This window comes from Stenotrophomonas sp. GbtcB23 (assembly GCF_019091045.1).
Taxonomy (GTDB): Bacteria; Pseudomonadota; Gammaproteobacteria; order Xanthomonadales; family Xanthomonadaceae; genus Stenotrophomonas; species Stenotrophomonas rhizophila_A.
Genome location: NZ_JAGXKC010000044.1, coordinates 1 through 25,458, shown reverse-complemented (window position 1 = coordinate 25,458; position 25,458 = coordinate 1). Strand labels below are relative to the sequence as shown.

The following is a 25,458-nucleotide window of genomic DNA, read 5'->3' as shown; positions in this document are numbered from 1 at the left end:
GCAGGTGGCCTGAACGCCCCTTGAGAGTGTCCAGAAAAACTTGACCACCACAGGTTCACGGCGTGTCCCGCAAACCCGCACCCGACGGCCCAAGCCAGGTACGCTCGCAGCGCAAGGCTGTTCGCCCATATGCGTGAAGCAGCCGGGCAACGCCCGGCATCACGTCAGTTGCGTGCACGTTCTCCACAGGGGTCGTGGAGAGCGGTGGGAGTTAGCTGTGGACAACCGCGCGTGAGCCCCGTGCCGCAATGGTTTCGAATGCATGGTGATTATTTGTCCATGCCGGCGCGGGTTTTCCACATGGCGCGTGGAAAGCCATGGGAGTTTGCTGTGGACAAGTGCGGTGAAGCCTGTCGCGCAGTGCTTTCGGGGCGTGGCTAATTATTGTCCACGCCCAAACGCAAACGCCCCGCTCAAGGCGGGGCGTTGCGGACATCAGCGTCGTGTTGAATCAGACGTTGAAGCGGAAGTGCAGGATGTCGCCTTCCTGGACGCGGTATTCCTTGCCTTCCAGGCGCAGGCGACCGGCTTCCTTGGCGCCGGCTTCGCCCTTGTACTTGATGAAGTCGTCATACGCGATGGTTTCGGCGCGGATGAAGCCCTTCTCGAAGTCGGTGTGGATCACGGCGGCCGCCTGCGGGGCGGTGGCGCCCTTGCGCACGGTCCAGGCGCGGACTTCCTTCACGCCGGCGGTGAAGTAGGTCTGCAGGCCGAGCAGCTTGTACGCCGCGTTGATCACGCGGTTGAGGCCCGGCTCGCTCAGGCCGAGGTCGGCCAGGAACGTGTCGCGGTCTTCGTCGTCCAGCTGCGAGAGCTCTTCTTCGATCGCCGCCGAGACCGGCACCACCATCGCGCCCTCGGCCGCAGCGTGCGCGCGCACCGCTTCCAGGTGCGGATTGTTCTCGAAGCCGTCTTCCAGCACGTTGCAGATGTACATCACCGGCTTCAGCGTCAGCAGGAACAGGTCGCGCACCAGCGCCTTCTCTTCCTCGTCCAGGCCCACCGAACGACCCGCCTTGCCGTCGGCCAGCGCAGCCTGGAGCTTGGCCAGCACCGGCTTGCGTGCCGCGGCATCCTTGTCGCCACCCTTGGCCGCGCGCTCGGCGCGGTTCAGCGCCTTTTCCACGCTGTCCAGGTCAGCCAGGGCCAGCTCGATGTCGATCGTCTCGATGTCCGAGATCGGATCCACCTTGCCTGCCACGTGGATGATGTCGCCGTGCTCGAAGCAGCGCACCACGTGGGTGATCGCATCCACTTCGCGGATGTGGGCCAGGAACTTGTTGCCCAGGCCTTCACCGCTGGCGGCACCGGCGACCAGGCCGGCGATGTCGACGAACTCCACGGCGGTCGGGATGACCTTCTGCGGGTTGATGATCGCCGCCAGTTCGTTCAGGCGCGGATCCGGCACGGGCACGATGCCGACGTTCGGCTCGATGGTGCAGAACGGGAAGTTGGCCGCGGCGATGCCCGCCTTGGTCAGCGCGTTGAACAGGGTCGATTTGCCGACGTTGGGCAGGCCGACGATGCCGCATTTGATACCCATCTTTGACAACCTCTGGGGTGGTAGGCACCGACCGTCGGTCGGTACGCCGTGGTTATTTCGGGGTGTGCAGGCGCTTCATCGCCTCACTGTAATCGCCACGCACGGCCAGCGGCAGTACGTCGATGGCGTCGTCGATGGCATGCCCGATCAGCACGTCATCGTCCTTGCTGGCACGGCCGAGCACCCATGGCACCACGCGGTCCTTGTGACCGGGATGACCGATGCCGATGCGCAGGCGGTGGAACCTGCCATGGCCGAGCAGGCGGATGGTGTCACGCAGGCCGTTCTGGCCACCGTGGCCGCCATCGAACTTGAGCCGGGCCACGCCGGGCGGCAGGTCCAGTTCGTCGTGCGCCAGCAGGGTTTCCTCGGGCTCGATCTTCCAGAAGCGCTGGGCGGCGGTGACCGACTTGCCACTGAGATTCATGAAGGTGGCGGGCTTGAGCAGCCACACCGGTTGGCCGGCGATATCGACCTTGGCGGTCTCGCCGAACAGCTTGCTGTCCACGCTCCAGCGCGCGCCGGCCTGTGCGACCAGGGCGTCAATGAAACGAAACCCGGCATTGTGCCGGGTCTGGGCGTGCTCGGGTCCGGGGTTACCCAGGCCAACGATCAATCGCAATCCTGTCATCGCTCTTCTTCATCGCTACCGGCGTCGTGCCGGTACATGCAGAAACGGCGCCTGCCCCGGGGGGACAGGCGCCGCAATCACTTACTCCGCAGCAGCCACTTCTTCGTCAGCGGCTTCGCCCTTGCCGTGCTTGGCAGTGACGATGGCGTCGTCGTGGTCCTTGCCCTGGGCCAGGGCAACGATCTCAACGCCCTTCGGCAGCTTGATGTTGGACAGGTACACCACGTCGCCAGCCTTCAGCTCGCCCAGGTCGACGTCGATCGACTCCGGCAGGTCCTTCGGCAGGCAGCTGATGGTGACTTCCTTCAGTTCGTGGGTGACCACGACGTCGGCAGCCTTGCCGGCCGGCGAGGTGTCTTCGTTGAGGAAGTGCAGCGGCACCGAAGCGGTCAGGGCCTGGTTCTCATCCACGCGCAGGAAATCCAAGTGCATGATCAGCTGCTTGTGCGGGTGGCGCTGCATGTCACGCAGCAGGACCTTGGTGATCTGGCCGTCCAGGTTCAGGCTCAGGATCGACGAGTAGAACCACTCGTTCTGCTGGGCCAGCCAGGTGGCGTTGTGGTCCAGGCTGATGGCGACCGGTTCGGCGTTGCCACCGTACACGATGGCCGGGATCACACCGGCGTGACGCAGGCGGCGGCTCGCACCCTTACGCTGCAGTTCACGCTTGGTGACCTTGATTTCATGGGTCTTCGACATTTTGCTTCTACCAGTTGTTGCCTTGCCGGAATGGCTTGGCGATGAAGGGCACGTCCGCGACCAGACGTCCCCGGGGCCCTGGCTGCCGTTGCCGGCGGCCAGGAAAAAACGAATCAATCCACGTACAGCGAGCTGACCGACTCGCCGAAGGCGATGCGGCGCATCGTTTCGGCCAGCATTTCCGCCACGCTGAGCTGGCGGATCTTGCTGCACACGCGCGCTTCTTCACGCAGCGGGATGGTATCGGTCACCACCAGCTCGTCGAGCTGGGAGTTGTTGATGTTGTCCACCGCCGGGCCCGAGAGCACAGCGTGGGTGCAGTACGCGGCCACCTTGAGGGCGCCACGCGCCTTCAGCGCCGCGGCGGCCGCACACAGGGTGCCGGCGGTATCGACGATGTCATCGACCATCACGCAGGTCTTGCCTTCGACGTCACCGATGATGTTCATCACGGTGGAGACGTTGGCGCGCGGACGGCGCTTGTCGATGATCGCCAGGTCGGCATCGTCCAGGCGCTTGGCGACGGCACGCGCACGCACCACGCCACCCACGTCCGGGGACACCACGATCAGGTTTTCAGTGCCGTAGGCGCGCCAGATATCGGCGAGCAGCAGCGGCGAGGCATACACGTTGTCCACCGGCATGTCGAAGAACCCCTGGATCTGGTCGGCATGCAGGTCCACCGTCAGGACGCGGTCGGCGCCAACGGCGCTGAACATCTTGGCGGCAACCTTGGCGGTGATCGGCACGCGCGAGGAGCGCATGCGGCGATCCTGGCGCGAGTAGCCGAAGTACGGCACCACGGCGGTGACACTGTTGACCGAAGCGCGCTTGAGCGCATCGATCAGGACCAGCAGTTCCATCAGGTTCTCGGCGCTGGGCGCACAGGTCGGCTGGATCACGAAGACGTCCTGCTTGCGGACGTTCTCTTCGATTTCGACCTGCACTTCGCCATCGGAGAAGCGCGACACCAGCGCCTTGCCCGGTCGCACCCCCAGTTCCTTGCAGATGCTCTGCGCAAGGCGCTTGTTGGCGTTGCCGGAAAATACCAGCAGGTTCGGGTGATCTTGCATCATGACGGTCTCGGGCGGGAGCGATTGGCGGAGAACTCTGCCGCCGGCGCCCGAGGACGTCTGCGGTGACAACACCGCGGCCGTTCAACCGTGTCCGCGCAGCATGCGCATGGAACGCGGTTGGCGTCCGCAAGTGGCAGGGGCGGGAGGATTCGAACCTCCGAATGCCAGGATCAAAACCTGGTGCCTTGGGCCTCTTGGCGACGCCCCTGCATCAAAATCAATAACGCTCGAGTACATCAAGCAGTGGCGAGCGCTCCACGCCCGCAGCCACCCATGCCCGCAGTTCCTTCGGCAACCGCGCCAGGCCCTGCTCTGCAGCAGCGCGCGTGGCGAACTCGACGAAACAACCGCTTCCCGACCCGGTGAGTCGTGCCCGGCCAATCCTGTCCAACGCGATAAGCACTGCCTCGACGGCAGGTTCGCGACGGCGCAGTACCGGCTCGAACGCATTCCCGAGCAAAGACCCGGAAGCGAAGTCCGCTATTTTCGCTACTGGGGCATCGCGCGTCAAATCGGGACTGGCGAAAAGTGCAGCCGTGGGCACGTGAACGCCGGGGTCGGCGATCACATACCAGGCCGGCGGCAGCGGCAGCGGGGTCAGTTGTTCCCCCACGCCTTCGGCCCAGGCGTTGCGGCCGCGCACGAAGACCGGCACGTCCGCGCCCAGCTGCAGGCCCAGGCCGGCCAGCGCGTCTTCGTCCAGACCCGTTTTCCAGAGCGCGTTCAATGCGACCAGGACAGTCGCCGCATCGGAAGAACCCCCGCCAAAACCGCCGCCCGCCGGAATGCGCTTTTCGACGGCGATATCCACACCTTGAGCGACGTTCGCATGATTTTTCAGGAGGACCGCAGCACGCACGGCGAGATCATCGGCCTCGGCCACGCCGGGCACGGACGGCCCCACACGACGCACCTGGCCGTCTTCACGCACCTGCAGCTGGACCCGGTCGCCCCAGTCCAGCAGCCGGAACACGCTCTGCAGTTCGTGGTAGCCGTCGGCGCGGCAGCCGGTGATGTGCAGGAACAGGTTGAGCTTGGCCGGGGCCGGAAACCACGGCCCGCCGGCGTTCAGGTCCAGCGCGCTCATGGGCTGCCGAGCACCCAGCCGTCGACCAGCAGGCGCACTTTGGCGTCGCCATTGACCGCCTCGATCCGCCGCGGCAGCACCGGGCGGTCGCCTTCAGCCGGATACCAGTCCAGGAACTGGATCTCCCAGTCCATCTGGCGGACGCGGCGCGGCCGGCCGTCGGCGTCCCGATCGATCTGCCCGGCGCCGGCCCCTTCGGCGACCAGGCCGCGCACCCAGTCCGGCAACTGGTTGACCGGGATATCCCAGCCGGTGGCCTCCAGCAGCACCTGCTGCGCATCCTCGCCCTGGCGGGGACCACCGTCCACGCCGTCCAGGCGCCCGCTGCGGCTTTCGCTGTCGCCGCTCAGGGTCCAGCTCTGCCGGGTGACGGGCGCGCTCAGCGACACCACGTACTGCCGCGCCTGCTGCTGCCAATCGATGCGACCACTGCCGCCGTTGCGACCCTTGCTGACCGCGACCCGGCCCTGGAACGACCACGCCGGCTGTGCGCGCAGCGCGTCCACGCGCGCGGCCTCTGCCTGCTGCGCTTCGGTGCTCACGGTGGTCACCACATCGGGGGCGGCCGGGGCCTTGCGCGTGTCCAGTGACACGCAGGCCGACAACGACACGGCCAGGACCGCCGCCAGGGCGGCCTTCACGGGAATCAGGTTCATACGCCGTATTTCTCGATCACGCGCTGCAGCGCACGGTTTTCCGGGTCGAGCTTGCGTGCTTCATCGAAGAAACGGCGGGCCTCGTCCTTGCGGCCGAGCACCCACAGCACCTCACCCACATGCGCGGCGATTTCCGGGTCCTTGGCCAGCGTCCAGGCGCGGCGCAGCTGCACCAGCGCTTCTTCGTTGCGGCCCAGGCGATAGAGCACCCAGCCGTAGCTGTCGACGATGGCGGCGTTGTCCGGCTCGGCCACGCGGGCACGGTCGATCAGCTCCAATGCTTCCTGGTAGCGCGTGGTGCGGTCGGCAAGGGTGTAGCCCAGCGCATTGAGCGCGGCCACGTTCTCCGGCTCGGTCACCAGGATCTTGCGCAGGTCCGCTTCGGCGCGCGGCACGTCATCGCGGCGCTCCCAGGCCAGCGCGCGGGCATACAGCAGCGCGTTCTCGTCCGGGTAGGCGGCCAGGCCCCGGGCCAGCGCGTCCAGCTCACCCGGCAGGTCATCGCCCCGCTGGCGCAGCTCGGCTTCGAGCAGGTAGGCATCGCGCCGCGCTTCATCGTCGATCATGGCGTCGGACTGGATCGCGTGCACCCCGGCGAAGGCCTTGTCGGTCTGGCCCAGTTCGTACTGTGCGCTGGCCGCACGCAGGCGCGCTTCGGCGCGTTCTTCGCCGCCCGGCACGCTGAGGTACCAGTCCACCGCTTCGGCATGGCGTTTGAGGTATTCGGCGATCTTGCCCAGCAGCAGGCGCTGCGCCGGATCCGGCTTGGTCGCCTGCTTCGAGAGATCGGTATACAGCGCCAGCAGCGCCACATCGTCCTTCTGCTTGGCCAGCAGCGAGGCGCGCATGCCCCAGGTCTGCACGTTCTGCGGACCGACCGCGAGCACGCGCTCGGCCGATGTCGCATCGCCCATGGCGTCGTAGGCGATGGCCACGGCATTGCGCAGCTCCGGGTCTTCGGCGGTGCGCGGCTCCACCGAACGCAGCGCCGCCAGGGCGTCGTCGGTCTTCCCGGCCTGGAACATCAGGCTGGCATTGAGCAGCGCCACGCGCGGCTCACCGGGGAAGCGGCGCACCACTTCATCGACCATGCGCCGGGCCAGCTCGGGCCGGTCCATGCGCATGGCCAGCCGGCCGAATTCCTGCCAGGGCTCGAGCTGGTTGGGGATGGCGTTGTCGTCGACCAGCCGGCCCAGCACATCGGCGGCGGCGGCCGGGTCGCGGCCCCCACCGACCAGCGCGGCCAGCGCGAACTTCCAGCCGCGCGGGTCCGGGTCACGCAGCAGGCTGGCCAGCTCGGTCCGCGCGCCCTTCACATCGCCCTTGCGCAGGTCCAGCGCGGCCGCAGCGCTGCGCATGGACAACGAACGGGGCGCACGCTTCTCCCACAGGGACAACGCGCGGCTGGCGCGCTTGTCATCGTCGGCGAGCATGGCGATCCGGGTGGCGCGCTCGGCCAGGCCGGCGTCGTCACGGCCCGCCTCGGCGGCCTCCAGGTACCAGCGCGCGGCCTCGGGCAGCTTGCCGGCCTGCAGCGCGAACTCACCGGCCATGACCGGGGTCAGCGACGCCGGTTCGGCCGTTCCGGCCTTGCCGGCCGGTGCAGCCGGGGCCGCCGCCAGGGCGTTGGCGGTGAACAGGGACAGCAGCAGAACGCTGGAGATGCGAATCAATGCGGGCATCGGGGGCTTCTGGCCTTAAAATGACGACTTGAATGGCCAGCAGCTTATCGCAAGCAACTGAACAATGACCCTGTGGGTGCTCGGACTGAATCACCAGACCGCGCCAGTGGAACTGCGCGAACGCGCGTCCTTTGGCGGCGACGCCCTGCCCCAGGCATTGGCGTCGCTGCGCGATACCCCGCAGGTGGCCGAGGCGGTGCTGCTGTCCACCTGCAACCGCACGGAGCTGTATGCCGTGGCCGAATCGGGCGAGGCGCTGGCGCAGTGGCTGGAGTCGCACGCCGGGCAGCTGCACGGTTACCTGTACCAGCATGCCGATGCCGATGCGGTGCGCCACCTGTTCCGGGTCGCCACCGGGCTGGACTCGATGGTGCTGGGTGAGCCCCAGATCCTGGGCCAGGTGAAGGACGCCTGGGCGACCGCGCGCGACCATGGCCTGCTCGGCCAGCGCCTGGATCGCTTGTTCCAGCAGACCTTCTCGGTGGCCAAGCGCGCGCGCACCGATACCCGCGTGGGCGCCAACCCGATCTCGGTGGCCTCCACCGCAGTGCGCCTGGCGCAGAACTCCTTCGCGCGGCTGGAAGACTCCACCGTACTGCTGGTCGGTGCCGGCGAAACCATCGAACTGGCCGCCCGCCACCTCAGCGAAGGCCGCGTCCGCCGGCTGCTGATCGCCAACCGCACCCTGGCGCACGCACAGGAGCTGGCCACCCGCCACGGCGGCGTGGCGCTGCCGCTGACCGAGCTGGAACGCCACCTGGGCGAAGCCGACGTGGTGTTTTCGGCCACCGCCGCGCGCGAGCCGGTGATCACCAAGGCGCAGATCGCCGCCGCGCTGCGCTCGCGAAAACACAAGCCGATGCTGCTGTTCGACCTGGCGGTGCCGCGCGATATCGAAACCGGGGTGGGCGAGCTGCAGGACGCCTTCCTGTACACGGTCGACGACCTGGAGCGCGCGGTGGAGGACAACCGCCGCAGCCGGCGCGAGGCGGCCGCTGAAGCCGAAGCCATCATCGAGCTGCAAGTATCGCGGTTCGTCGAGACCCTGCAGGCCAACGCGCACCAGGCGCCGCTGCGCCAGCTGCGCGCGTACGGCGAAGCCACCCGGGTGGAAATGCTGGACAAGGCGCGCCAGCAGCTGGCCCACGGCAAATCGCCGGAGGAGGTGCTGGAGCTGCTCGCGCATGGCCTGACCAACCGCCTGCTGCACCCGCCTACCGCCGCGCTGCGTGCGGCCGCGCTCAGCGGCGATACTGAATTGACCCGCGCCGCCGAGCGCCTGTTCCCGGCCAAGCCGGGCTACCAACACCCTGCCGTGAGCAACGATGACGCCGACCCTGCGCCGTAAGCTGGAAGCGCTGGCCGAACGCCGCGAAGAACTTGAACGCCTGCTGGCCGACCCGGATGTGGTCGGCGACAACGAGCGCTTCCGCAATTTTTCACGTGAATTCGCCCAGCTGCAGCCGATCGCCACCGCGCTGGACGACGAAGCCCGGGCGTTGGCCGACCTGGCCGCCGCCGAAGCGATGCGTGCCGACCCGGACCTGCGCGAGCTGGCCGAGGAGGAAATCACCGCCGCGCAGGATCGCCTGCAGCAGCTGGACCATGACCTGGCGCTGCTGCTGGTGCCGCGCGATCCGCGCGACGATGGCAACCTGTTCCTGGAAGTGCGCGCCGGCACCGGCGGCGACGAGGCGGCGATTTTCGCCGGCGACCTGTTCCGCATGTACGCGCGCTATGCCGAGCGCCAGGGCTGGAAGGTGGAGATCGAATCGGACAGCCCCGGCGAGCATGGCGGCTACAAGGAGATCGTGGCGCGCGTGGTTGGCCGCGGCGCCTATTCCAAGCTCAAGTTCGAATCCGGCACGCACCGCGTGCAGCGCGTGCCGGCCACCGAGTCGCAGGGCCGCATCCACACCTCGGCGGCCACGGTGGCGATCATTCCCGAAGCCGACGAGGTCGATGAGATCGTCATCAACCCGGCCGACCTGCGGGTGGATACGTTCCGCTCGTCCGGCGCCGGTGGCCAGCACGTCAACAAGACCGAATCGGCCATCCGCATCACCCACGTGCCCAGCGGCGTGGTGGTGGAATGCCAGACCGAGCGCAGCCAGCACGCCAACCGCGACAAGGCGATGAAGCGCCTGAAGGCGCAGCTGCTCGATGCCGAGCGCAGCAAGCAGGCGGCCGCCACCGCGGAAAGCCGCCGGCTGCAGGTCGGCAGCGGCGACCGCAGCCAGCGCATCCGCACCTACAGCTTCCCGCAGGGCCGGATCACCGACCACCGCGTGGAAGGGCTGACCCTGTACGACCTGCCCAACATCATCGCCGGTGAGCTGGACACGCTGGTGGAGCGGCTGATCCACGAACACCAGGCCGATGAACTGGCCCAGCTGTCCGCTGGCGCGTGAGCATGGACCCGCAGCGCGAGCAGCTGCGCAGCGCGGTGCAGCGCCGGCCGCAGGACTTCATCGCCTGGGTGATGCTGGCCGACGCCGAGCTTGAGGCCGGTGACACCGCTGCCGGCGATCACGCCGCTACACGCGCGTTGCAACTGCGCCCCGGCCACCCCGAAGCGCTGGCCCGGCTGGGCCGCACGCGCTGGATGCAGGGCCGACATGGCGAAGCAGCCACGCTGTTGCGCCAGGCCGCCAACCTGGTCCCGGAGCACCCCGGCATCGCACTGTGGCTGGGCCACGCGCTGGAAGACGCCGGCCAGCCCGAAGCCGCTGCCGATGCCTACCGCCACGCGCATCGGCTGCTGCCCGGCGAGCCTTACATCACCGCCCAGCTGCTCAACTGGCAACGCCGGCTGTGCGACTGGCGCGAACTCGAACCGCTGTCCCAGCAGGTGCGCCAAGCCGTGGCGCAGGGCGCGGCGGTGGTGGAGCCATTCGCCTTCCTCAGCGAAGACGCCAGCGCCGCCGAGCAGCGGGCGTGTGCGCGGCAGCGCGCTGCGGGCATTGCCGAGGGAGTGCGTGCGCTGCCGCCCACGCAGGTCCGCCGCGAGGGGCAGCTGCGCGTGGGTTTCCTTTCCAATGGCTTCGGCGCGCACCCGACCGGGCTGCTGACCGTGGCGCTGTTCGAGCAGCTGCGTGCGCTCGGCGCGCTGGAGCTGCATCTGTTTGCCCTCAACGCCGATGATGGCAGCGCGATCCGCGCGCGCCTGCAGGCCGCTGCCACTGCACTGCATGACGTGTCGAGCCTGCCGCACGCGGCGATCGCCGCGCGGATCCGCGCGACCGGCATCGATGTGCTGTTCGATCTGCGTGGCTGGGGCGGCGGTGGCGCGCCGGCGGTACTGGCGATGCGCCCGGCCCCGGTGCAGGTGAACTGGCTGGCGTATCCGGGCACGTCGGGCGCGGCGTGGATCGACTACGTGCTGGCCGATGACTACGTGCTGCCTGCCGCGCTGACGCCGGCCTTCAGCGAACAGGTCCGGCGCCTGCCCCGCGCGTTCCAGCCCTCGGACAACACCCGCATGCTGGAGCCCGCGCCAGGCCGCCAGGCCTGTGGCCTGCCAGCGCAGGGCGTGGTGTTCTGCTGCTTCAACAACAGTTACAAGCTCAACCCGCGCAGCATGCGCCGCGCGTTCGCGGTGCTGCAGGGCGTACCGGGCAGCGTGTTGTGGCTGCTGTCCGGGCCGGGCAATGCCGATGCGCGGCTGCGCGCGGCGGCGCGCGAGGCGGGGCTGGATCCGGCGCGGCTGGTGTTCATGCCCAAGCTGCCGCACCCGACCTACCTGGCGCGCTACCAGCAGGCGGACCTGTTCCTGGACACGCACCCGTACAACGCGCACACCACCGCATCCGATGCACTGTGGGCCGGCTGCCCGGTGCTGACCTGCCCGGGCGCGACGTTCGCTTCGCGCGTGGCCGGTTCGCTCAACCATCACCTGCAGCTGCCGGCGATGAACGCTGCCGACGACCGCGTCTTCGTGGAGACCGCCATCGCGCTGGGCAACGACCCGCAGGCACTGGCAGCGCTGCGCGCCACCCTGGCCCAGCGGCGTTCGGACACCGGCCTGTTCGACATGGCCGGATTCGCCCGCGACTTCAGTGCCGAGGTGCAGGCGATGGGGCGTTTGCACGGCTGGCAGGATGCACACGCGGGCTGACTACCCATTGCGCTAGGCTCGGGCTTCTTCTGTCAGCCGGAATCCCGCACCGATGGGCAAGCTCAAGCGCAAGGCGTACCAGGCACTGCTTGAACCGATGCAGCTCGAACTCACCGCGATGGCGCGTTGGGCCCAGCACACCGGGCAGCGCGTGCTGGTGCTGTTCGAGGGCCGCGATACCGCCGGCAAGGGCGGCGCCATCCAGGCCATCGCCGAGCACCTCAACCCCCGCCAGTGCAGGGTGGTGGCGCTGCCCAAGCCGACCGACCGCGAAAGTACCCAGTGGTACTTCCAGCGCTATGTGTCGCACCTGCCGGCTGCCGGCGAGATCGTGCTGATGGACCGCAGCTGGTACAACCGGGCCGGGGTCGAGCACGTGATGGGCTATTGCACCGAGGCCGAGTACCACGCGTTCCTGGCGCAGGCGCCGGTGTTCGAGAAGCTGCTGGTGGACGATGGCATCCTGCTGTTCAAGTACTGGCTCACGGTCGACCAGGTGCAGCAGGAGAAACGCTTTGCCGAGCGCCACGTGGACCCGCTCAAGGGCTGGAAGCTGTCACCGGTGGACCTCAAATCGCGCAGCAAGTACACCGCGTATACCGAGGCGCGCGAGGCGATGTTGCGCGCGACGCATCGGGAAGAGGCGCCGTGGACGCTGGTGGACTTCAACGACCAGAAGCGCGGGCGGCTGGGATTGATCCGCAACCTGCTGGATCGCCTGCCCGATACCGGGGTGGACGATCCCATCCCGGACCTGCCGCCGTTGAAAGGCAAACTGCACGAAGAGCATTTCGGCGTGTTGAAGCCGATCAACCTGTCACCTCATGACCCCCAGGTTGATTGATCCCGATCCTGATTGGCCCGTATGAATTCGTAGCGCCGGCCGTTGGCCGGACACCGCGCGCAGCGCGGCCCACGTATCCGCAGCTGGCAAAACGCGGCTCCGGTAATCCGTCCGACGCTTGGACGATCCGAAGCCGACTGTAGCGCCGGCCGTTGGCCGGCCGCTTTTCGTTCCGGCGCCATGAACGCCCGACAGACGGCTTCGGAACCTGTAAACCCCGGCGTGTTGGTCGCGAGCGTGGCGCAACCGTCTCCGGACACTTGGGCCGCGCTTCGCGCGGTGTCCGGCCAACGGCCGGCGCTACGAATTGTTACGTGGCGTCCGTGGATCGGGATCAATCAACCAAGGGCAGATCGTCAATGCACAATCGCTTCGATGTCCGCTGCCGTCACCGGGCCCAGGAATTCCTTGGCGACCTTGCCGTCCGGGGCGATCAGGTAGGTCAGCGGCAGGCCGCGCGGCACGGCGAAGTCTTCCGGCGGGTTGTAGGTGTCCACCAGCACGATCGGGTAGGTCACCGGCAGCTTCTGCAGGAACGCCTTCATCTCCTCCGGCTCGATGTCTTCGTAGGCCAGGCCGACCACTTCGATCTCCTCGCGCATGGCATGCAGTGCCGACAGCTCCGGCATTTCCTTGCGGCACGGCGCGCACCAGGTCGCCCAGAAGTTCACCACCACCCATTTGCCGCGATGTGCGGCCAGGTCGTACGTGGTTCCGTCGAGGGCGGGCAGCACCAGGCGCGGCTGCGCCACGGTTTTGCGCTCCAGGTCAGGCGTGGCGGGGTCGGCGGCCGGGGCGGCCGGTTCTGCTGCGGGGGCCGGCGCCGGGGCGGCCGCTTCGGGCTGCGGTGCCGGCTTGTTGCAGCCGGCCAGGGCGAGCAGGCCGACGGCCAGCAGCAGGGGCTTGAAGGTCATGGGGTGTCTCCAGACGGGGAATAGATATCGCTGACGCGGCGCTTGAGCAGCTCGCGCAACGGCAGCCGCAGGGCATCCAGCGCCGCCACCGAGGCGGTACCGAGGCTGTCGTCGCGGTAAGGCAGGTAGGCTTCCTTGACCGGAATGCGCAGCTGCGTGGATTCGTAGAGGTCGGCCAAGGTGAGCTTGTCCAGGTCGCGCGACAGCAGCCATTGGCTCTGTTCGTCGCGGCGCACCACCCGGATCGCTTCCAGGTCGCAGAGCATGCTCTGCAGCAGCGAGTCGGTCAGCATCGGCTCCAGCCCCAGGATCTCGTCTTCGTCCAGCCCGCGTCCGTCCATGCGCGCCTGGTGGAAGCGGCCGATCAGGCGCAGCAGGCCATACAGTTCGTAGCCGGTGGGCAGGCGCAGGTCGGCCGGCTGGTAGCGGAACGCGGCGATCGACGAGGCCAGCGAGGCACCCAGCAGCACCGACACCCAGCACAGGTAGATCCACAGCAGCAGGATCGGCACGAAGGCCACCGTGCCGTAAAGCTTCTGGTAGGACTGGAAGCTGCCCAGGTAGGCGCCCATGCCCCACTTCACCAGCTCCAGCATCACGGCCGCGAGGATCGCGCCGGGAATGGCATGCCGCCACTTCACCGTGTGGTGCGGCACCACCCGGTAGACCAGCATGATGCAGACGAACTCGATCAGGATCGGCGCCAGGGTCAACGACGCATTGGCCAGCAGGCGGCCTTCACTGGTGCCGAACAGCGGCAGCGCGAACACGCGGGCAGATACGGCCAGCGACGCGGCCGCCAGCATCGCGCCCAGGGTCAGCACGGTCCAATAGACCAGGAAGCGGGTGAGCTTGGGCCGCGCCGAACTGACCCGCCAGATCTGGTTGAAGGTCTGCTCGACGCTGTTGAGGGTGATCAGCAGCGACACCACCAGCGCGATGAAGCCGGCGGCGGTGAGCTGCCCGGCACTGGCCGAGAACTGGCGCAGGTAGCCTTCGGCCGCGCGCGCGGCGTTGGGCACGAAGTTGGAGAACACGTAGTCGCTGAGCGTGTCGCTCCAGCGGTCGAACACCGGGAACGCCGAGAGCACGCCGAACACCACGATCGCCAGCGGCACCAGCGCGAACACGGTGGTGTAAGCCAGCGAGGCGGCGGCCTGGAACAGGCGGTCGTCGAGGAAGCGGCGCCACAGGAAGCGACCGAAGCTGGCGGTACGGGCGCGATCGCGCACGCGTTCCATCCACAGGTTGAGGGTGTCCAGGGGTTCCATCGTGGCAAGCGTACCTGAAGCCGGGTGGAGGCAATGCCATACTGCGGACAGACTGGACACAACGGAAGCGAGATGGCGGAGATCCTGGTGCTGTATTACAGCCGCGGCGGTTCGGTGGCGCGGCTTGCGCGCCAGATCGCGCGTGGCATCGGCGAAGTGCCCGGCATGAGCGCGCGCCTGCGCACGGTGCCGCCGGTGGCGGCGGTCACCCAGACCGCGCGGCCGCCGGTGCCCGATGACGGTGCGCCCTACGTGAGCGTGGAGGACCTGGCCGAGTGCAGCGGCCTGCTGCTGGGCAGCCCGACGCGGTTCGGCAACATGGCCGCGCCGGTCAAGCATTTCCTCGACGGGCTCGGGGCCGAGTGGGTCAACGGCACGCTGGCCGGCAAGCCCGCCGGGGTGTTCACCTCCACCGCGTCGCTGCATGGCGGGCAGGAATCCACGCTGTTGTCGATGCAGGTGCCGCTGCTGCACCACGGCTGCCTGATCGTGGGCATTCCGTTCACCGAGCCGGCGCTGAGCCACACCACCACCGGCGGCACCCCCTACGGTGCCAGCCATGTGGCCGGCGCCGACGACAACCCGGTGCCGAGCGAGGACGAAGCGATCCTGGCGCGCGCGCTCGGCCGGCGCGTGGCCGATATCGCGCGGCGGCTGGGATGAGCCCGCGCGCGCAGAAGTGGACGTTGGCCACCGTGCTGCTGGCGTTGGCGGCGGTGTTTGCGGTGTGGTTCGCGCACGACCGGCACTGGCTGGCCAGCCAGCTGGTCTTCACCGCCCCGCCGCTGCTGCTGGCGCTCGGCGTGGTCACCGGGCGCGGCAAGGCGATGTTCTGGGCCGGTGTGCTGGCGCTGTTCTGGTTCAGCCACGGCGTGATGAGTGCCTGGAGCCACCCGGAAACCGCGCACTTTGCCTGGCTGGAACTGCTGCTGGCCCTGGCGGTGATCGGGATCTCCAGCGCGCCCGGCCTGCGCCGGCGTTTCTCGAAGCGTTGAGCGCCTCGCGCGGCTGCGGGCGGGCGCCGGCAGCCGTATCATGGGCACCCAGCGCGGGTGTTGCCGCGCGGTACCGCCCGCACTCCAGGAAGCCTGCAATGGAAGAACTACTGATCATCACCACCGGTGGCACGATCGACAAGATCTACTTCGACGACAAGTCGGACTACCAGATCGGCGATCCCCAGATCGGGATGATCCTGCGCGAGCTGGGCGTGACCTTCCGCTTCAACGTGATTCCGATCCTGCGCAAGGATTCGCTGCACATCACCGACGAAGACCGCGAGCTGATCCGCGCCACCATCGCCGCACAGCCGACCCGCCACGTGCTGGTCACCCACGGCACCGATTCGATGGTGCAGACCGGCCGGGTGCTCAGGAGCATCCCCGACAAGACCATCGTCATGACCGGTGCGCTCAGCCCGGCGCGCTTCCGTGGTTCGGACGCCGAGTTCAACATCGGCTGTGCGATCGGCGCGGTGCAGTCGCTGCAGCCGGGCGTGTACATCGCCATGAACGGCCGCATCTGGAACCCCGAACACGTGCGAAAGAACGTCGCTGCGAACCGGTTCGAAGACGCGTGACGCGGTAACCGCGTCACGCGTGGGGCGTGTCGACCAACGGTCGGCACCTACCTCCGGTAGCACCCGACCATTGGTCGGGTGACCGATGACATCAATACTGCGCGGTCAGGGTCACGCCGGAGAAGGTGCTGTAGGCCTTCACCCGGACGTACCAGGTCCCCGCGGCCGGGGCGGTGATCGTGCAGGTCTCGTTGTTGCCGCTCAGGTACGGGCGGCAGGTGTACACGGTGTCGGTGGGCGCGCTGCCCGAACGCACGTACAGGTCCGCATCACCCGTGCCGCCGGCGATGGTCACCTTCAGCTGCGAGCGGCCCGACGGCACGGCCACGGTGTAGGCCAGCGATGCACCGCTGGAAGCACCCAGGCCGCTGACCGGCACGTTGTTCTGCAGCGTGCCGGTGCCCGGGTTCGGGTTGGTCCCGCCCAGCGCGGCGGTGACGGCCGCATCCGCATCGACGATGCCCGCGCCGCAGCCGCCGCTGCAGGCGCCCGGCAGGGCCCGTGCGGTGTTCTTGAGCAGCGTCTCAATGGCCGCCGGCGACAGCGCGGTGGGCGCGACCGACTGCACCAGCGCGACCACGCCGGCCACGTGCGGGGCCGCCATCGAGGTGCCGTTGTACGACGCATAGGACGCAGCGCCCGGCACGGTGGTGCCGCTGTTGAGCGTGGACAGGATCGCCTGGCCCGGCGCCGAGACATCGATGCCGGCACCGTAGTTGGAGAAGCTGGCGCGGGCGCCGGCCGACGTGGTGGCCGCCACCGCGATCACGTTGGCGCAGTTGGCCGGCACCGACGAGGACACGTTGGTGTTGCTGTTGCCCGCTGCCACCACCACGGTGGTGCCGCGCGAGACCGCGCCGTTGATGGCGTTCTGGTAGGTGGTCGAGCAGGTGCCGCCGCCGCCGAGGGACATGTTGATCACTTCGGCCGGGTTGGCATTGGCCGGCACGCCGCTGACGGTGCCGCCGGATGCCCACACGATCGCATCGGCGATGTCGGAGGTGTAGCCGCCGCACTTGCCCAGCACGCGCACCGGAACGACCTTGGCGTTGTAGGCGGTGCCGGCCACGCCGGTGGTGTTGTTGGTCACCGCGGCGATGGTGCCGGCCACGTGGGTGCCGTGCCAGCTGGAGTTGGAAGCCGGGTAGCCGGCGCCGCATTCGTTGGCGGCATACCAGTCGCCTTCGTCGTTGGCATTGTTGTCGCGGCCACCTCCATCGCGCGCCATCGCGGCATCGCTGATGAAGTCATAGCCAGGCAGGATGTTGGCGTTTAGATCCGGATGGTTGGTGATGCCGGTATCGATCACCGCTACCACCACGCCCGTTCCCGTGGCCTTGTCCCAGGCGGGGCGCACGTTGATCGAGGCGTTGCTGGTGCCGAAGCCCCACTGCTCGGACAGGCGGCTGTCGTTGGGCACCAGGGTGGCGTGCATCAGCTGGTCGACTTCGACGTACTCCACGTTCGGATCGGCGGCCAGGCGACGCATCAGCAGTTCCGATTCGGCGGCATCCAGCGGCCGGTCGGCCTTGACCACGGTCGGGCCGATGGCCAGCTGGCGCAGCTTCTGCAGGCCCAGCGCGCGCCCCTGCGCAGCAGGAACGGCCTGGGCGGCGGCCTTGAGCGAACTGGCCAGTGCGGTCGGGGTGGCCACCTCGGTGGCGCCGTCCTTGTACTTGACGATGAAACGCTGGTGGGTCGGGGCCGAGGCCAGGCCACTCAACTGCACGTCGCCGGCGAACGCCGGCGCCGCCAGGAGCAGGGTCGAAAGCACCGAACCACCGAGTACAACCAAGGCACGCTGACGCAAGCGCTGCGGATCATGAGACATCGGAATTCCCTTCAAGAGTGAGGAGCCGTCGAGGCGGCAAAGGTCGGTCAGATCCGGCGCTGTGGAGCGATGGCTTGGATCGAACCTGGAAGACGGATCGGCTTTCCCCTGCGAAACCGCCCGAACCCGGACGCTAGTGGTTTCGATTCGGCCCAACAATGTTTCAGCCCGCTTTCAGGGTTGTGAAAGTTTCGATCTGAGACTTTTCGGGTCAACGGTTTGTGAATGTGAAGAAACTTCCGCGTGCCGATGCGGTCACGCCGGACGCAATTCGTGTCCTGCGTCACTGTCTTGCGCGTCATGAGCAAGACATTGCTTGCGCGTCAATGGGTTGGGTGCGTTTGGATCGTTCAGACCGGGCTCCGGCAGGCGCCGCCCATGAAAAAGGCCCGCCTGTTGCCAGGCGGGCCTTGGGTATCCAACGCGCGTCGAACGATCAGCCGTCCAGGCGCACCAGCCAGCCATGGCGATCCGGCAGGCGGCCGTACTGGATGTCGGTCAGTTCCTTGCGCAGCGACATGGTCACCTCGCCAGCCGGGGCGGTCAGGTCACCCACCGAGAAGCCCTCGCCCTTGAGCTGGCCGATCGGCGTGACCACCGCAGCGGTCCCGCAGGCGAACACTTCGGCGATCTCGCCCGAGGCCACGCCCTGCTTCCACTCGTCGATGGTCACCTTGCGCTCTTCGACCTTCATGCCGCGGTCGCGCGCCAGTTGCAGGATGCTTTCGCGGGTGATGCCTTCCAGGATGCTGCCGGACAGCGCCGGGGTGACCAGGGTGCCGTCCTTGTAGACCAGGAACACGTTCATGCCACCCAGTTCTTCCAGGTACTTGCCTTCGACCGGATCCAGGAACAGCACCTGCGAGCAACCCTGCGCCTGCGCCTTCTGCTGCGGCAGCAGCGAGGCGGCGTAGTTGCCACCGCACTTGGCCGCACCGGTGCCGCCCTTGGCCGCACGCGCATATTCGGTGGACAGCCAGATCGACACCGGGGCCACGCCCTTGGCGAAGTACGGGCCTGCCGGGCTGGCGATCACGTAGTAGCCGGCCTTCTGCGCGCCGCGCACGCCGAGGAAGGCTTCATCGCCGATCATGAACGGGCGGAAGTACAGGCTGGATTCGTCGGCCGACGGCACCCAGCTGGCATCCACGGCGATCAGCTGCTTGAGCGATTCCACGAAGATCTCCACCGGCAGTTCCGGCAGCGCCAGGCGCTGCGCCGAACGCTGCAGGCGGCGGCCGTTGGCATCGGGGCGGAAGGTCCAGATCGAGCCGTCGGCATGGCGGTAGGCCTTGATGCCTTCGAAGATTTCCTGGCCGTAGTGCAGCACCGCGGCGGCCGGGTCCAGCTGCAGCGGGCCGTACGGGCGCACGCTGGCGTTGTGCCAACCGGTGTCCTTGTCCCACCGCACTTCCACCATGTGGTCGGTGAAGTGCAGACCAAAACCGGGGGCGGCCAGGATGCGTTCACGCTCCTCGCTGCTGCGCGGCTGGGCGGAACGGGTGGTGGTGAAGCTCACGGAAGACTGGGACACCGGAAATTTCCTGTTCTGGTTACGGGTTCAATTACAGCATGCCGGTTTCAAGGCGGGCGGCCTCGGACATCATGTGCTGGCCCCACGGTGGGTCGAACACCAGTTCGACATCGGCTTCGACCACGGTCGGGATCATTTCCAGCTTGCTGCGCACGTCGTCGACGAGGATATCGCCCATGCCGCAGGCCGGCGCGGTCAGGGTCATCTTGACGTCGACCTCGCGCTGCCCGTCATCCAGGTGCTTGAGCTCCACTTCGTAGACCAGGCCCAGGTCGACGATGTTGAAGGGGATCTCCGGGTCGAAACAGGTCCGCAGCTGCTGCCAGACAAGCTTTTCGACCTCCTCGTCGGAGGCGTCGGCGGGCAGTTCCAGCGGCGCGGGCGGTTCCTTGCCCATGGCGTCGCCGTCCTTGCCGGCGATGCGGAACAGATTGCCTTCGACAAACACGGTATAGCTGCCGCCCAGCGCCTGGGTGATGTACCCATAGCTGCCGGCGGGCAAGGTGACCGTTTCGCCCTGCGGGACCATGACGGCCTCGCAGTCGCGTTCGAAGTGGACGGGTTCGCTGCTACGGGAGTACATGTGGATCGATATGGGGTCGCGGCCGATTCCCGCAAGGCGCTCATTTTAGCCCAGTGGCCGGCCACGCGCCGGTCACCCCGCAAGCCGGTATCCTGTGGCGGACCAAAGGAAGAATGCATGCCGCCCACCTCTGCGCCCGCCAGGTCCGCCCACTGGCTCTGGCCCCCGCTGTTGTTGCTAGGAGTTGTCACGGCCACGCTGGCCTGGTTGTTCATCGCGCTGCTGAGCGGCCGCCAGGCAGGCTGGATGGCCGTCCTGGTGGCCCTGGAGCTGGGTTTCATGCTGCGCCTGGGCAACCTGCGCGGCGGCCTGCTGCGGGTGGCGTTGACCCTGCTGGGCACCATGCTGGTGGCATTGGCAGCCAACTGGGGGATCGCGTCGGCCTACCTGGGCGGGTCGCTGGGACTGGATCTGTGGGAATCAGCGTTGCGGATGGGGCCGTTCATGGCGTTCACGTTGGTTCAGCTGGCCAACGGCGTGGCCGAATGGCTGTGGCTGGGGGTGGCGTTGGTCATCGGCTGGTGGATAGCGAGGTAACGTTCGGCGATTGCGTGGGCCGGCCAACGGCCGGCGCTACCGGTCGATTGATCCAGATCTCAATGGGCCCGTAACAATTCGTAGCGCCGGCCGTTGGCCGGCCCTGGCCCCCGGCGCCACGTGCGGTCAATGCCCTCCATCGAGGGCTTTGAGCTCGCTGACCAGCGCGCTGGCCGCACCGGCGCCATCGCCGTAGAGCATGCGGGCATTGTCGGCGTAGAACAGCGCGTTTTCGATGCCCGCGAAGCCGGTGCCCTTGCCGCGCTTGATCACCACCACGTTGCGGGCGTTGACCACGTCCAGGATCGGCATGCCGTAGATCGGGCTGGCCGGGTCGGTGCGCGCCACCGGGTTGACCACGTCGTTGGCGCCGATCACCAGCACCACGTCGGTGGTGGGGAACTCGGGGTTGATGTCGTCCATGTCGGCGATCAGGTCGTAGGGCACGCCCGCTTCGGCCAGCAGCACGTTCATGTGGCCCGGCATGCGCCCGGCCACCGGGTGGATCGCGAATTTGACCTTGATGCCGCGTTCCAACAGCCGCTGCGCCAGCTCCCATACCTTGTGCTGGGCCTGGGCCACGGCCATGCCATAACCGGGCACGATCACCACGCGCTCGGCGAACGCCAGCATCGCGGCCACGTCGCTGGCCTCGATCGGCTTCTGCGCGCCGGTGATTTCCTGGGCCGTGCCACCGCCGCCGAAGTTGGAAAACAGCACGCCGCTGATCGGCCGGTTCATCGCCTTGGCCATCAGGCGGGTGAGCAGGATGCCGGCCGCGCCGACCATCATGCCGGCGATGATCAGCGCCTCGTTGCCCAGCACGTAGCCTTCGAAAGCGACCGCCAGGCCGGTGAACGCGTTGTACAGCGAGATCACCACCGGCATGTCGGCGCCGCCGATCGGCAGGGTCATCAGCACGCCCAGCGCCAGCGCGACCACGAAGAAGCTGATGATCGCCACCGGGCTCAGGGTCACTGCCGCCCAGATGCCCAGCACCACCATCGCCAGCGCAACCAGCAGGTTGAAGGCCTGCTGGCCGGGGAAGGTCACCCGCCGGTCCAGCCGGCCATCGAGCTTGGCCCAGGCGATGACCGAGCCGGACAGCGACACCGCCCCGATCGCCGAGCCGATCACCGCCAGCGCCAGCACCGTGGCCGAAGGCTGGCGCGCGCTCAGTTCGGCGATGGCCTGCGCGCTCCAGTGGCTGGTATCGCGGTTGGCCAGGAACGAGAAGCGCAGCAGTTCCACCGCACCGATCGCGGCGGCCGAACCGCCACCCATGCCGTTGTACAGCGCTACCATCTGCGGCATGTCGGTGATGGCCACGCGCTTGGCCGACCACCACGCCACGCCGGTACCGATCGCCACCGCAGCCAGGATCAGCGGCACGTTGTGCAGGTCGGGCAGGAAGAAGGTCGCCACCGTGGCGATCAGCATGCCCAGGCCGGCCCAGCGGATGCCGCTGCGCGCGGTCATCGGCGAAGCCATGCGCTGCAGGCCGAGCAGGAACAGGGTGGCGGCGACCAGGTAGCTCACCTGCACCAGCCACTGAAGCAGTTGCGCGGTGGTGACGTTCAAGGCGTCTTCTCCCCGGCGTCGCGCTTCTGGCTGGGCTTGAACATGTCCAGCATGCGCTCGGTCACCACGTAGCCACCGGCGGCATTGCCCGCGCCGAGCACCACGGCGATGAAGCCGATGATCTTTTCCAGCGGGGTCTGCGCATGGCCCAGCACCACCATGGCGCCGATCAGCACGATGCCGTGGATGAAGTTCGACCCGGACATCAGGGGGGTATGCAGGATCACCGGCACCCGCGAAATGATCACGTGGCCTGCGATCGCAGCCAGCATGAAGATGTACAACGCCACGAACCCGTCGCTCATTGCTGTCCCTCTTCCCGGCGGTCATCCCGTCCCCTGCATCATAACCATGCGCTGAACCGTTCTGCAGGGCGGTCAACCGATGCCGCGCTGGTGCGTTCTCACCGTATCCCCCTGCGCGAGCGCTACCCTGTGCTGGTGAGCCCTTCCCTGCCGCCCCTGGCTGACGATGCCGATGCCGAAACCGCGTTGCCGGTGTCGCTGGATGCGTTCCTGGCCGGGATCGGCCCGCGCGCGTTCCGCTTCGCCGAGGCCGGGCTGCGCCAGCGCGACGACGCACTGGACGCGGTGCAGGACGCGATGCTGCGCATGCTGGCCTACCGCGACAAGCCGGCAGGGGAGTGGTCACCGCTGTTCTGGAGCATCCTGCGCCGCCGGGTGGTCGACCTGCAGCGCCGCCGCGGCTTCCGGCTGCGGTTCTGGCGCAGCAGCGACGAGCTGGCCGGCGACCACGACATCGACTGGGCCGATCCTGGACCCGGCCCGGCCCAGGCCCATGAGCAGCGCGACCAGTACGCGGCGCTGGTCAGGGCATTGCGCGATCTACCTGCACGCCAGCGCGAGGCCTTCACCCTGCGCGTGCTGCAGCAGCTCGACGGCGCCACGACCGCAGCGGCCATGGGCTGCAGCGAGGGCGCGGTAAAAACCCATCTTTCGCGCGCCCGGCAGGCGCTGCAGCAGCACCTGGAGATTGAACTGTGAGCCGCCCCGTGCCCCCCACCCTTCCCGATGACGCCGCACTGGCGCAGCTGCACGCACATGCGGTGACCCAGCTCTCTCCCGCCACGCTGGCGCGCCTGCGTGCCGCACGGCATGCGCCGCAGCGGGCCCGCGCGCACGGCTGGTGGCTGGCCACCGCGTGTTCGCTGGTGGTGGCGCTGGGCCTGGGCATCAGCTTCACCGCCCGACCGCCGGCGGCCACCCCGATGCAGGTGGCGGCCGTGGCGGCGGATGACAGCAGCGACGTGCTCGACGAGAATCCGGACCTGTACCTGTGGCTGGGCGCCACCGACCTGGCAATGGAGTGAACATGAAACCGCGACTGACCCTGGCACTGGTACTGCTCTCGCTGAGCGCGGCCAGCGCCGCGCAGACCTCGACGCTGCCGGAGTGGGACAAGCTCACCCCGCAGCAGCGCGATGCGCTGATCGCGCCGGTGCGCGACCGCTGGAACGACGCGCCGCCGCCACAGCGCGAACGCATGCTGCAGCATGGCCAGCGTTGGCAGAGCATGACCCCGGAACAGCGCGAGCTGGCGCGGCGCGGCCGCCACCGTTTCGAGAACATGAGTCCGGAGCAGCGCGAGCAGGCCCGCGCGCTGTTCGCGCAGATGCGCGGCATGACCCCGGCCCAGCGCGATGCGCTGCGTGAGCGCTGGGGCAGCATGAGCCCGGAGCAGCGGCAGGAATGGCTGAAGGCCAATCCGGTCAAGGATCTGCCGCCGCGGTAGCGCCACGCCCTGCGTGGCGGCGCGATATCAGTTCGCAATCCAGCGCGTTTTCGCCAGCAGCTCATCGTCCCAATCAAACGCCACCGCGCCATCCTTCAGGAACAGCGCGACGAAGTTGTAAAGGTTGCGCGCATACATCTCACTGGCGTGCACCGCGCCCTGGCTGGCCAGGTTGAGCGGGCCGTCCACGGTGACGCCGCCGACGTCGACGGTTTCGCCCGGCCGGGTCGCCTCGCAGTTGCCGCCGGTCTCAGCGGCCAGGTCCACGATCACGCTGCCCGGGCGCATGCCCTGCACCATCGCGCTGGTGACGATCTTCGGCGCGGGGCGGCCGGGCACGGCGGCGGTACAGATCACCACATCGACCAACCGCAGGTGCTCGCCCAGCCGGCGCTGCTGCTCGGCCCGCTCGTCGTCGGTCAAAGGACGGGCGTAACCGCCCTCGCCCACCGCGCTGACGCCAAGGTCAAGGAACTTGCCGCCGAGCGATTCAATCTGTTCGCGGGTTTCCGGGCGCACATCGAAGCCCTCCACCTGCGCCCCAAGCCGGCGCGCGGTGGCGATGGCCTGCAGGCCGGCCACGCCGGCCCCCACCACCAGCACGCGCGAGGGCCGGATGGTGCCGGCGGCGGTGGTCAGCATGGGGAAGAAGCGTGGCGCCAGCTGGGCAGCAATCAGGGTGGCCTTGTAGCCGGCCATGCCGGCCTGCGAACTGAGCACGTCCATGGACTGTGCTCGGGTGGTGCGCGGCAGGCGCTCCAAGGGAAATGCCTGCAGCCCACCTGACTGGATCACGCCGGCGCGTTCGGCGTCGGCCTGCGGGTGCAGCATGCCGACCAGGCTGGCACCGGATCTGAGCTGGCGCAGCCGCGCGGTTTCCGGCGGCTGCACGCACAGCACGATGTCGGCCTGGCCCAGGCGGGTGTCATCGGCGAGCTGCGCGCCGACATCCAGGTAGGCCTGGTCGGTAAAGCCGGCGCGCGTGCCGGCGCCCGGTTCGATCCACACGGCAGCGCCCATCGCGATGTACTTGCGCGCCGTTTCCGGCGTCAGCGCTACGCGGCGTTCGCCCTGCGCGTGTTCCTTGACCCCCAACACCTCGACAGCCATGCATGTCCCCGAGCAGCGGTAAGTGGTGGGATCGTAACCCGATTGGTCAGGTGGGAGACCTTTCCGCTGGAAGCGCTGCCTGGAATCGGGCTTCGCGTGGGTGCCGGCCGTTGGCCGGCAGCTTCATGCCTTCAGGCGAACAGCCTGGTGCTGAAAGGCCGTCTGGCTTGGCGGGACGGTGCGGGTTTGCGGGGGACGCCGTGAATCCGTCCCTGGAGGCTTGGTCGCGGCATCCATGCCGCTCACACCCCCGCAAACCCGCCCCGACCCGCCCTCGACAGTAGGTCGGTGGCCAACGAAGATCAAAAGCCGAAGTCGATCAGTGTGATGCGTTCCCGGGCGCGGAGGGCGCAACGGCAGTCGTTTGGGAACCGACCCTATGTATGGACTCGCCCCCATCGTCAAGCTGCTTTTAGGCCCGGGAACCGGCT

26 protein-coding genes and 1 tRNA gene are annotated in these 25,458 nt (G+C 68.1%); 11 read left to right on the top strand and 16 right to left on the bottom strand.

Annotated features, from left to right (window positions below; genetic code table 11):
- Window positions 1–451 precede the first annotated feature (451 nt).
- The 8 genes from ychF to KVS69_RS15375 form a co-directional block, all read right to left on the bottom strand.
- Window positions 452–1,543 carry a redox-regulated ATPase YchF gene (gene ychF, locus KVS69_RS15410; RefSeq protein ID WP_217538810.1) on the bottom strand — a complete coding sequence of 364 codons (1,092 nt, stop codon included), beginning with the start codon at window positions 1,541–1,543 and terminating at the stop codon, window positions 452–454.
- 52 nt (window positions 1,544–1,595) lie between these two features.
- Window positions 1,596–2,174 carry an aminoacyl-tRNA hydrolase gene (pth, locus tag KVS69_RS15405; protein WP_184124884.1) on the bottom strand — a complete coding sequence of 193 codons (579 nt, stop codon included), beginning with the start codon at window positions 2,172–2,174 and terminating at the stop codon, window positions 1,596–1,598.
- A gap of 81 nt (window positions 2,175–2,255) precedes the next feature.
- Entirely contained in the window at window positions 2,256–2,873 is a 618-nt protein-coding gene (locus KVS69_RS15400; protein ID WP_217538809.1) for a 50S ribosomal protein L25/general stress protein Ctc, read from the bottom strand.
- Window positions 2,874–2,986: 113 nt separating this feature from the next.
- Complete coding sequence (locus KVS69_RS15395) at window positions 2,987–3,946, bottom strand: ribose-phosphate diphosphokinase (protein ID WP_038692467.1); 960 nt, start codon at window positions 3,944–3,946, stop codon at window positions 2,987–2,989.
- Between the two features lie 134 nt (window positions 3,947–4,080).
- Window positions 4,081–4,157: transfer RNA gene (locus KVS69_RS15390), tRNA-Gln, on the bottom strand.
- Between the two features lie 9 nt (window positions 4,158–4,166).
- Complete coding sequence (gene ispE, locus KVS69_RS15385) at window positions 4,167–5,036, bottom strand: 4-(cytidine 5'-diphospho)-2-C-methyl-D-erythritol kinase (RefSeq protein WP_217538808.1); 870 nt, start codon at window positions 5,034–5,036, stop codon at window positions 4,167–4,169.
- Window positions 5,033–5,692 carry a lipoprotein insertase outer membrane protein LolB gene (gene lolB / locus KVS69_RS15380; RefSeq protein WP_184124878.1) on the bottom strand — a complete coding sequence of 220 codons (660 nt, stop codon included), beginning with the start codon at window positions 5,690–5,692 and terminating at the stop codon, window positions 5,033–5,035. Before lolB ends, ispE begins: the two co-directional genes overlap by 4 nt.
- Window positions 5,689–7,374 (bottom strand): tetratricopeptide repeat protein, encoded by a 1,686-nt coding sequence (locus tag KVS69_RS15375; RefSeq protein ID WP_217538807.1) that lies wholly within the window; start codon window positions 7,372–7,374, stop codon window positions 5,689–5,691. Before KVS69_RS15375 ends, lolB begins: the two co-directional genes overlap by 4 nt.
- A gap of 64 nt (window positions 7,375–7,438) precedes the next feature.
- On the opposite strand from KVS69_RS15375, the gene hemA reads away from it, so the two are divergent.
- The 4 genes from hemA to ppk2 are packed head-to-tail and all read left to right on the top strand — an operon-like array spanning window position 7,439 to window position 12,335.
- Window positions 7,439–8,722, top strand: a complete 1,284-nt coding sequence (hemA, locus tag KVS69_RS15370; RefSeq protein ID WP_095364647.1) for a glutamyl-tRNA reductase — start codon at window positions 7,439–7,441, stop codon at window positions 8,720–8,722.
- Window positions 8,700–9,785: a peptide chain release factor 1 gene (prfA, locus tag KVS69_RS15365; RefSeq protein WP_217538806.1), complete on the top strand. Its 1,086-nt coding sequence runs from the start codon at window positions 8,700–8,702 to the stop codon at window positions 9,783–9,785. The genes hemA and prfA overlap by 23 nt, the downstream gene beginning before the upstream one ends.
- A complete protein-coding gene (locus KVS69_RS15360; protein ID WP_217538805.1) occupies window positions 9,782–11,491 on the top strand; it encodes a tetratricopeptide repeat protein in 1,710 nt (569 codons plus the stop codon). The genes prfA and KVS69_RS15360 overlap by 4 nt, the downstream gene beginning before the upstream one ends.
- Before the next feature lie 52 nt (window positions 11,492–11,543).
- Window positions 11,544–12,335 (top strand): polyphosphate kinase 2, encoded by a 792-nt coding sequence (gene ppk2 / locus KVS69_RS15355; RefSeq protein ID WP_217538804.1) that lies wholly within the window; start codon window positions 11,544–11,546, stop codon window positions 12,333–12,335.
- A gap of 356 nt (window positions 12,336–12,691) precedes the next feature.
- Here the strand turns inward: ppk2 and KVS69_RS15350 are convergent, their stop codons facing one another.
- Window positions 12,692–13,249, bottom strand: coding sequence for a TlpA disulfide reductase family protein (locus KVS69_RS15350; protein ID WP_068849409.1), 558 nt, complete (start codon window positions 13,247–13,249; stop codon window positions 12,692–12,694).
- Window positions 13,246–14,520, bottom strand: coding sequence for a YihY family inner membrane protein (locus KVS69_RS15345; RefSeq protein WP_217538803.1), 1,275 nt, complete (start codon window positions 14,518–14,520; stop codon window positions 13,246–13,248). The genes KVS69_RS15350 and KVS69_RS15345 overlap by 4 nt, the downstream gene beginning before the upstream one ends.
- A gap of 72 nt (window positions 14,521–14,592) precedes the next feature.
- On the opposite strand from KVS69_RS15345, the gene wrbA reads away from it, so the two are divergent.
- From wrbA to KVS69_RS15330, 3 genes are all read left to right on the top strand, one after another.
- Window positions 14,593–15,183, top strand: coding sequence for an NAD(P)H:quinone oxidoreductase (wrbA, locus tag KVS69_RS15340; RefSeq protein ID WP_068849405.1), 591 nt, complete (start codon window positions 14,593–14,595; stop codon window positions 15,181–15,183).
- The gene (locus tag KVS69_RS15335) at window positions 15,180–15,515 is read left to right on the top strand and encodes a DUF2069 domain-containing protein (RefSeq protein ID WP_217538802.1); all 336 of its coding nucleotides are present in this window, start codon (window positions 15,180–15,182) and stop codon (window positions 15,513–15,515) included. Before wrbA ends, KVS69_RS15335 begins: the two co-directional genes overlap by 4 nt.
- 98 nt (window positions 15,516–15,613) lie before the next feature.
- Complete coding sequence (locus KVS69_RS15330; RefSeq protein ID WP_217538801.1) at window positions 15,614–16,099, top strand: asparaginase domain-containing protein; 486 nt, start codon at window positions 15,614–15,616, stop codon at window positions 16,097–16,099.
- 91 nt (window positions 16,100–16,190) lie between these two features.
- Here KVS69_RS15330 and KVS69_RS15325 read toward each other — a convergent pair whose 3' ends face one another.
- The 3 genes from KVS69_RS15325 to sufT form a co-directional block, all read right to left on the bottom strand.
- Window positions 16,191–17,930 carry a S8 family peptidase gene (locus KVS69_RS15325; RefSeq protein ID WP_217538800.1) on the bottom strand — a complete coding sequence of 580 codons (1,740 nt, stop codon included), beginning with the start codon at window positions 17,928–17,930 and terminating at the stop codon, window positions 16,191–16,193.
- Window positions 17,931–18,366: 436 nt separating this feature from the next.
- Complete coding sequence (locus tag KVS69_RS15320) at window positions 18,367–19,464, bottom strand: branched-chain amino acid aminotransferase (RefSeq protein ID WP_093534546.1); 1,098 nt, start codon at window positions 19,462–19,464, stop codon at window positions 18,367–18,369.
- Window positions 19,465–19,495: 31 nt separating this feature from the next.
- Complete coding sequence (gene sufT, locus KVS69_RS15315) at window positions 19,496–20,047, bottom strand: putative Fe-S cluster assembly protein SufT (RefSeq protein WP_068849396.1); 552 nt, start codon at window positions 20,045–20,047, stop codon at window positions 19,496–19,498.
- Window positions 20,048–20,164: 117 nt separating this feature from the next.
- Here sufT and KVS69_RS15310 point away from each other — a divergent pair, with 117 nt between their 5' ends.
- The gene (locus KVS69_RS15310) at window positions 20,165–20,584 is read left to right on the top strand and encodes a hypothetical protein (protein WP_217538799.1); all 420 of its coding nucleotides are present in this window, start codon (window positions 20,165–20,167) and stop codon (window positions 20,582–20,584) included.
- A gap of 126 nt (window positions 20,585–20,710) precedes the next feature.
- Here KVS69_RS15310 and KVS69_RS15305 read toward each other — a convergent pair whose 3' ends face one another.
- Together KVS69_RS15305 and KVS69_RS15300 are read right to left on the bottom strand one after the other, a co-directional pair.
- Window positions 20,711–22,165: an NAD(P)(+) transhydrogenase (Re/Si-specific) subunit beta gene (locus tag KVS69_RS15305; RefSeq protein WP_184124859.1), complete on the bottom strand. Its 1,455-nt coding sequence runs from the start codon at window positions 22,163–22,165 to the stop codon at window positions 20,711–20,713.
- Window positions 22,162–22,470 carry an NAD(P) transhydrogenase subunit alpha gene (locus tag KVS69_RS15300; RefSeq protein WP_217538798.1) on the bottom strand — a complete coding sequence of 103 codons (309 nt, stop codon included), beginning with the start codon at window positions 22,468–22,470 and terminating at the stop codon, window positions 22,162–22,164. Before KVS69_RS15300 ends, KVS69_RS15305 begins: the two co-directional genes overlap by 4 nt.
- A gap of 129 nt (window positions 22,471–22,599) precedes the next feature.
- Here KVS69_RS15300 and KVS69_RS15295 point away from each other — a divergent pair, with 129 nt between their 5' ends.
- The 3 genes from KVS69_RS15295 to KVS69_RS15285 are packed head-to-tail and all read left to right on the top strand — an operon-like array spanning window position 22,600 to window position 23,917.
- Window positions 22,600–23,169, top strand: coding sequence for an RNA polymerase sigma factor (locus KVS69_RS15295; RefSeq protein WP_068849388.1), 570 nt, complete (start codon window positions 22,600–22,602; stop codon window positions 23,167–23,169).
- Between the two features lie 8 nt (window positions 23,170–23,177).
- Window positions 23,178–23,495 (top strand): hypothetical protein, encoded by a 318-nt coding sequence (locus KVS69_RS15290; RefSeq protein ID WP_093534624.1) that lies wholly within the window; start codon window positions 23,178–23,180, stop codon window positions 23,493–23,495.
- 2 nt (window positions 23,496–23,497) lie between these two features.
- Window positions 23,498–23,917 (top strand): DUF3106 domain-containing protein, encoded by a 420-nt coding sequence (locus KVS69_RS15285; protein ID WP_068849384.1) that lies wholly within the window; start codon window positions 23,498–23,500, stop codon window positions 23,915–23,917.
- A 27-nt stretch (window positions 23,918–23,944) separates the two neighbouring features.
- Here the strand turns inward: KVS69_RS15285 and KVS69_RS15280 are convergent, their stop codons facing one another.
- Window positions 23,945–25,027 carry an NAD(P) transhydrogenase subunit alpha gene (locus tag KVS69_RS15280; RefSeq protein ID WP_217538797.1) on the bottom strand — a complete coding sequence of 361 codons (1,083 nt, stop codon included), beginning with the start codon at window positions 25,025–25,027 and terminating at the stop codon, window positions 23,945–23,947.
- Window positions 25,028–25,458: the final 431 nt, after the last annotated feature.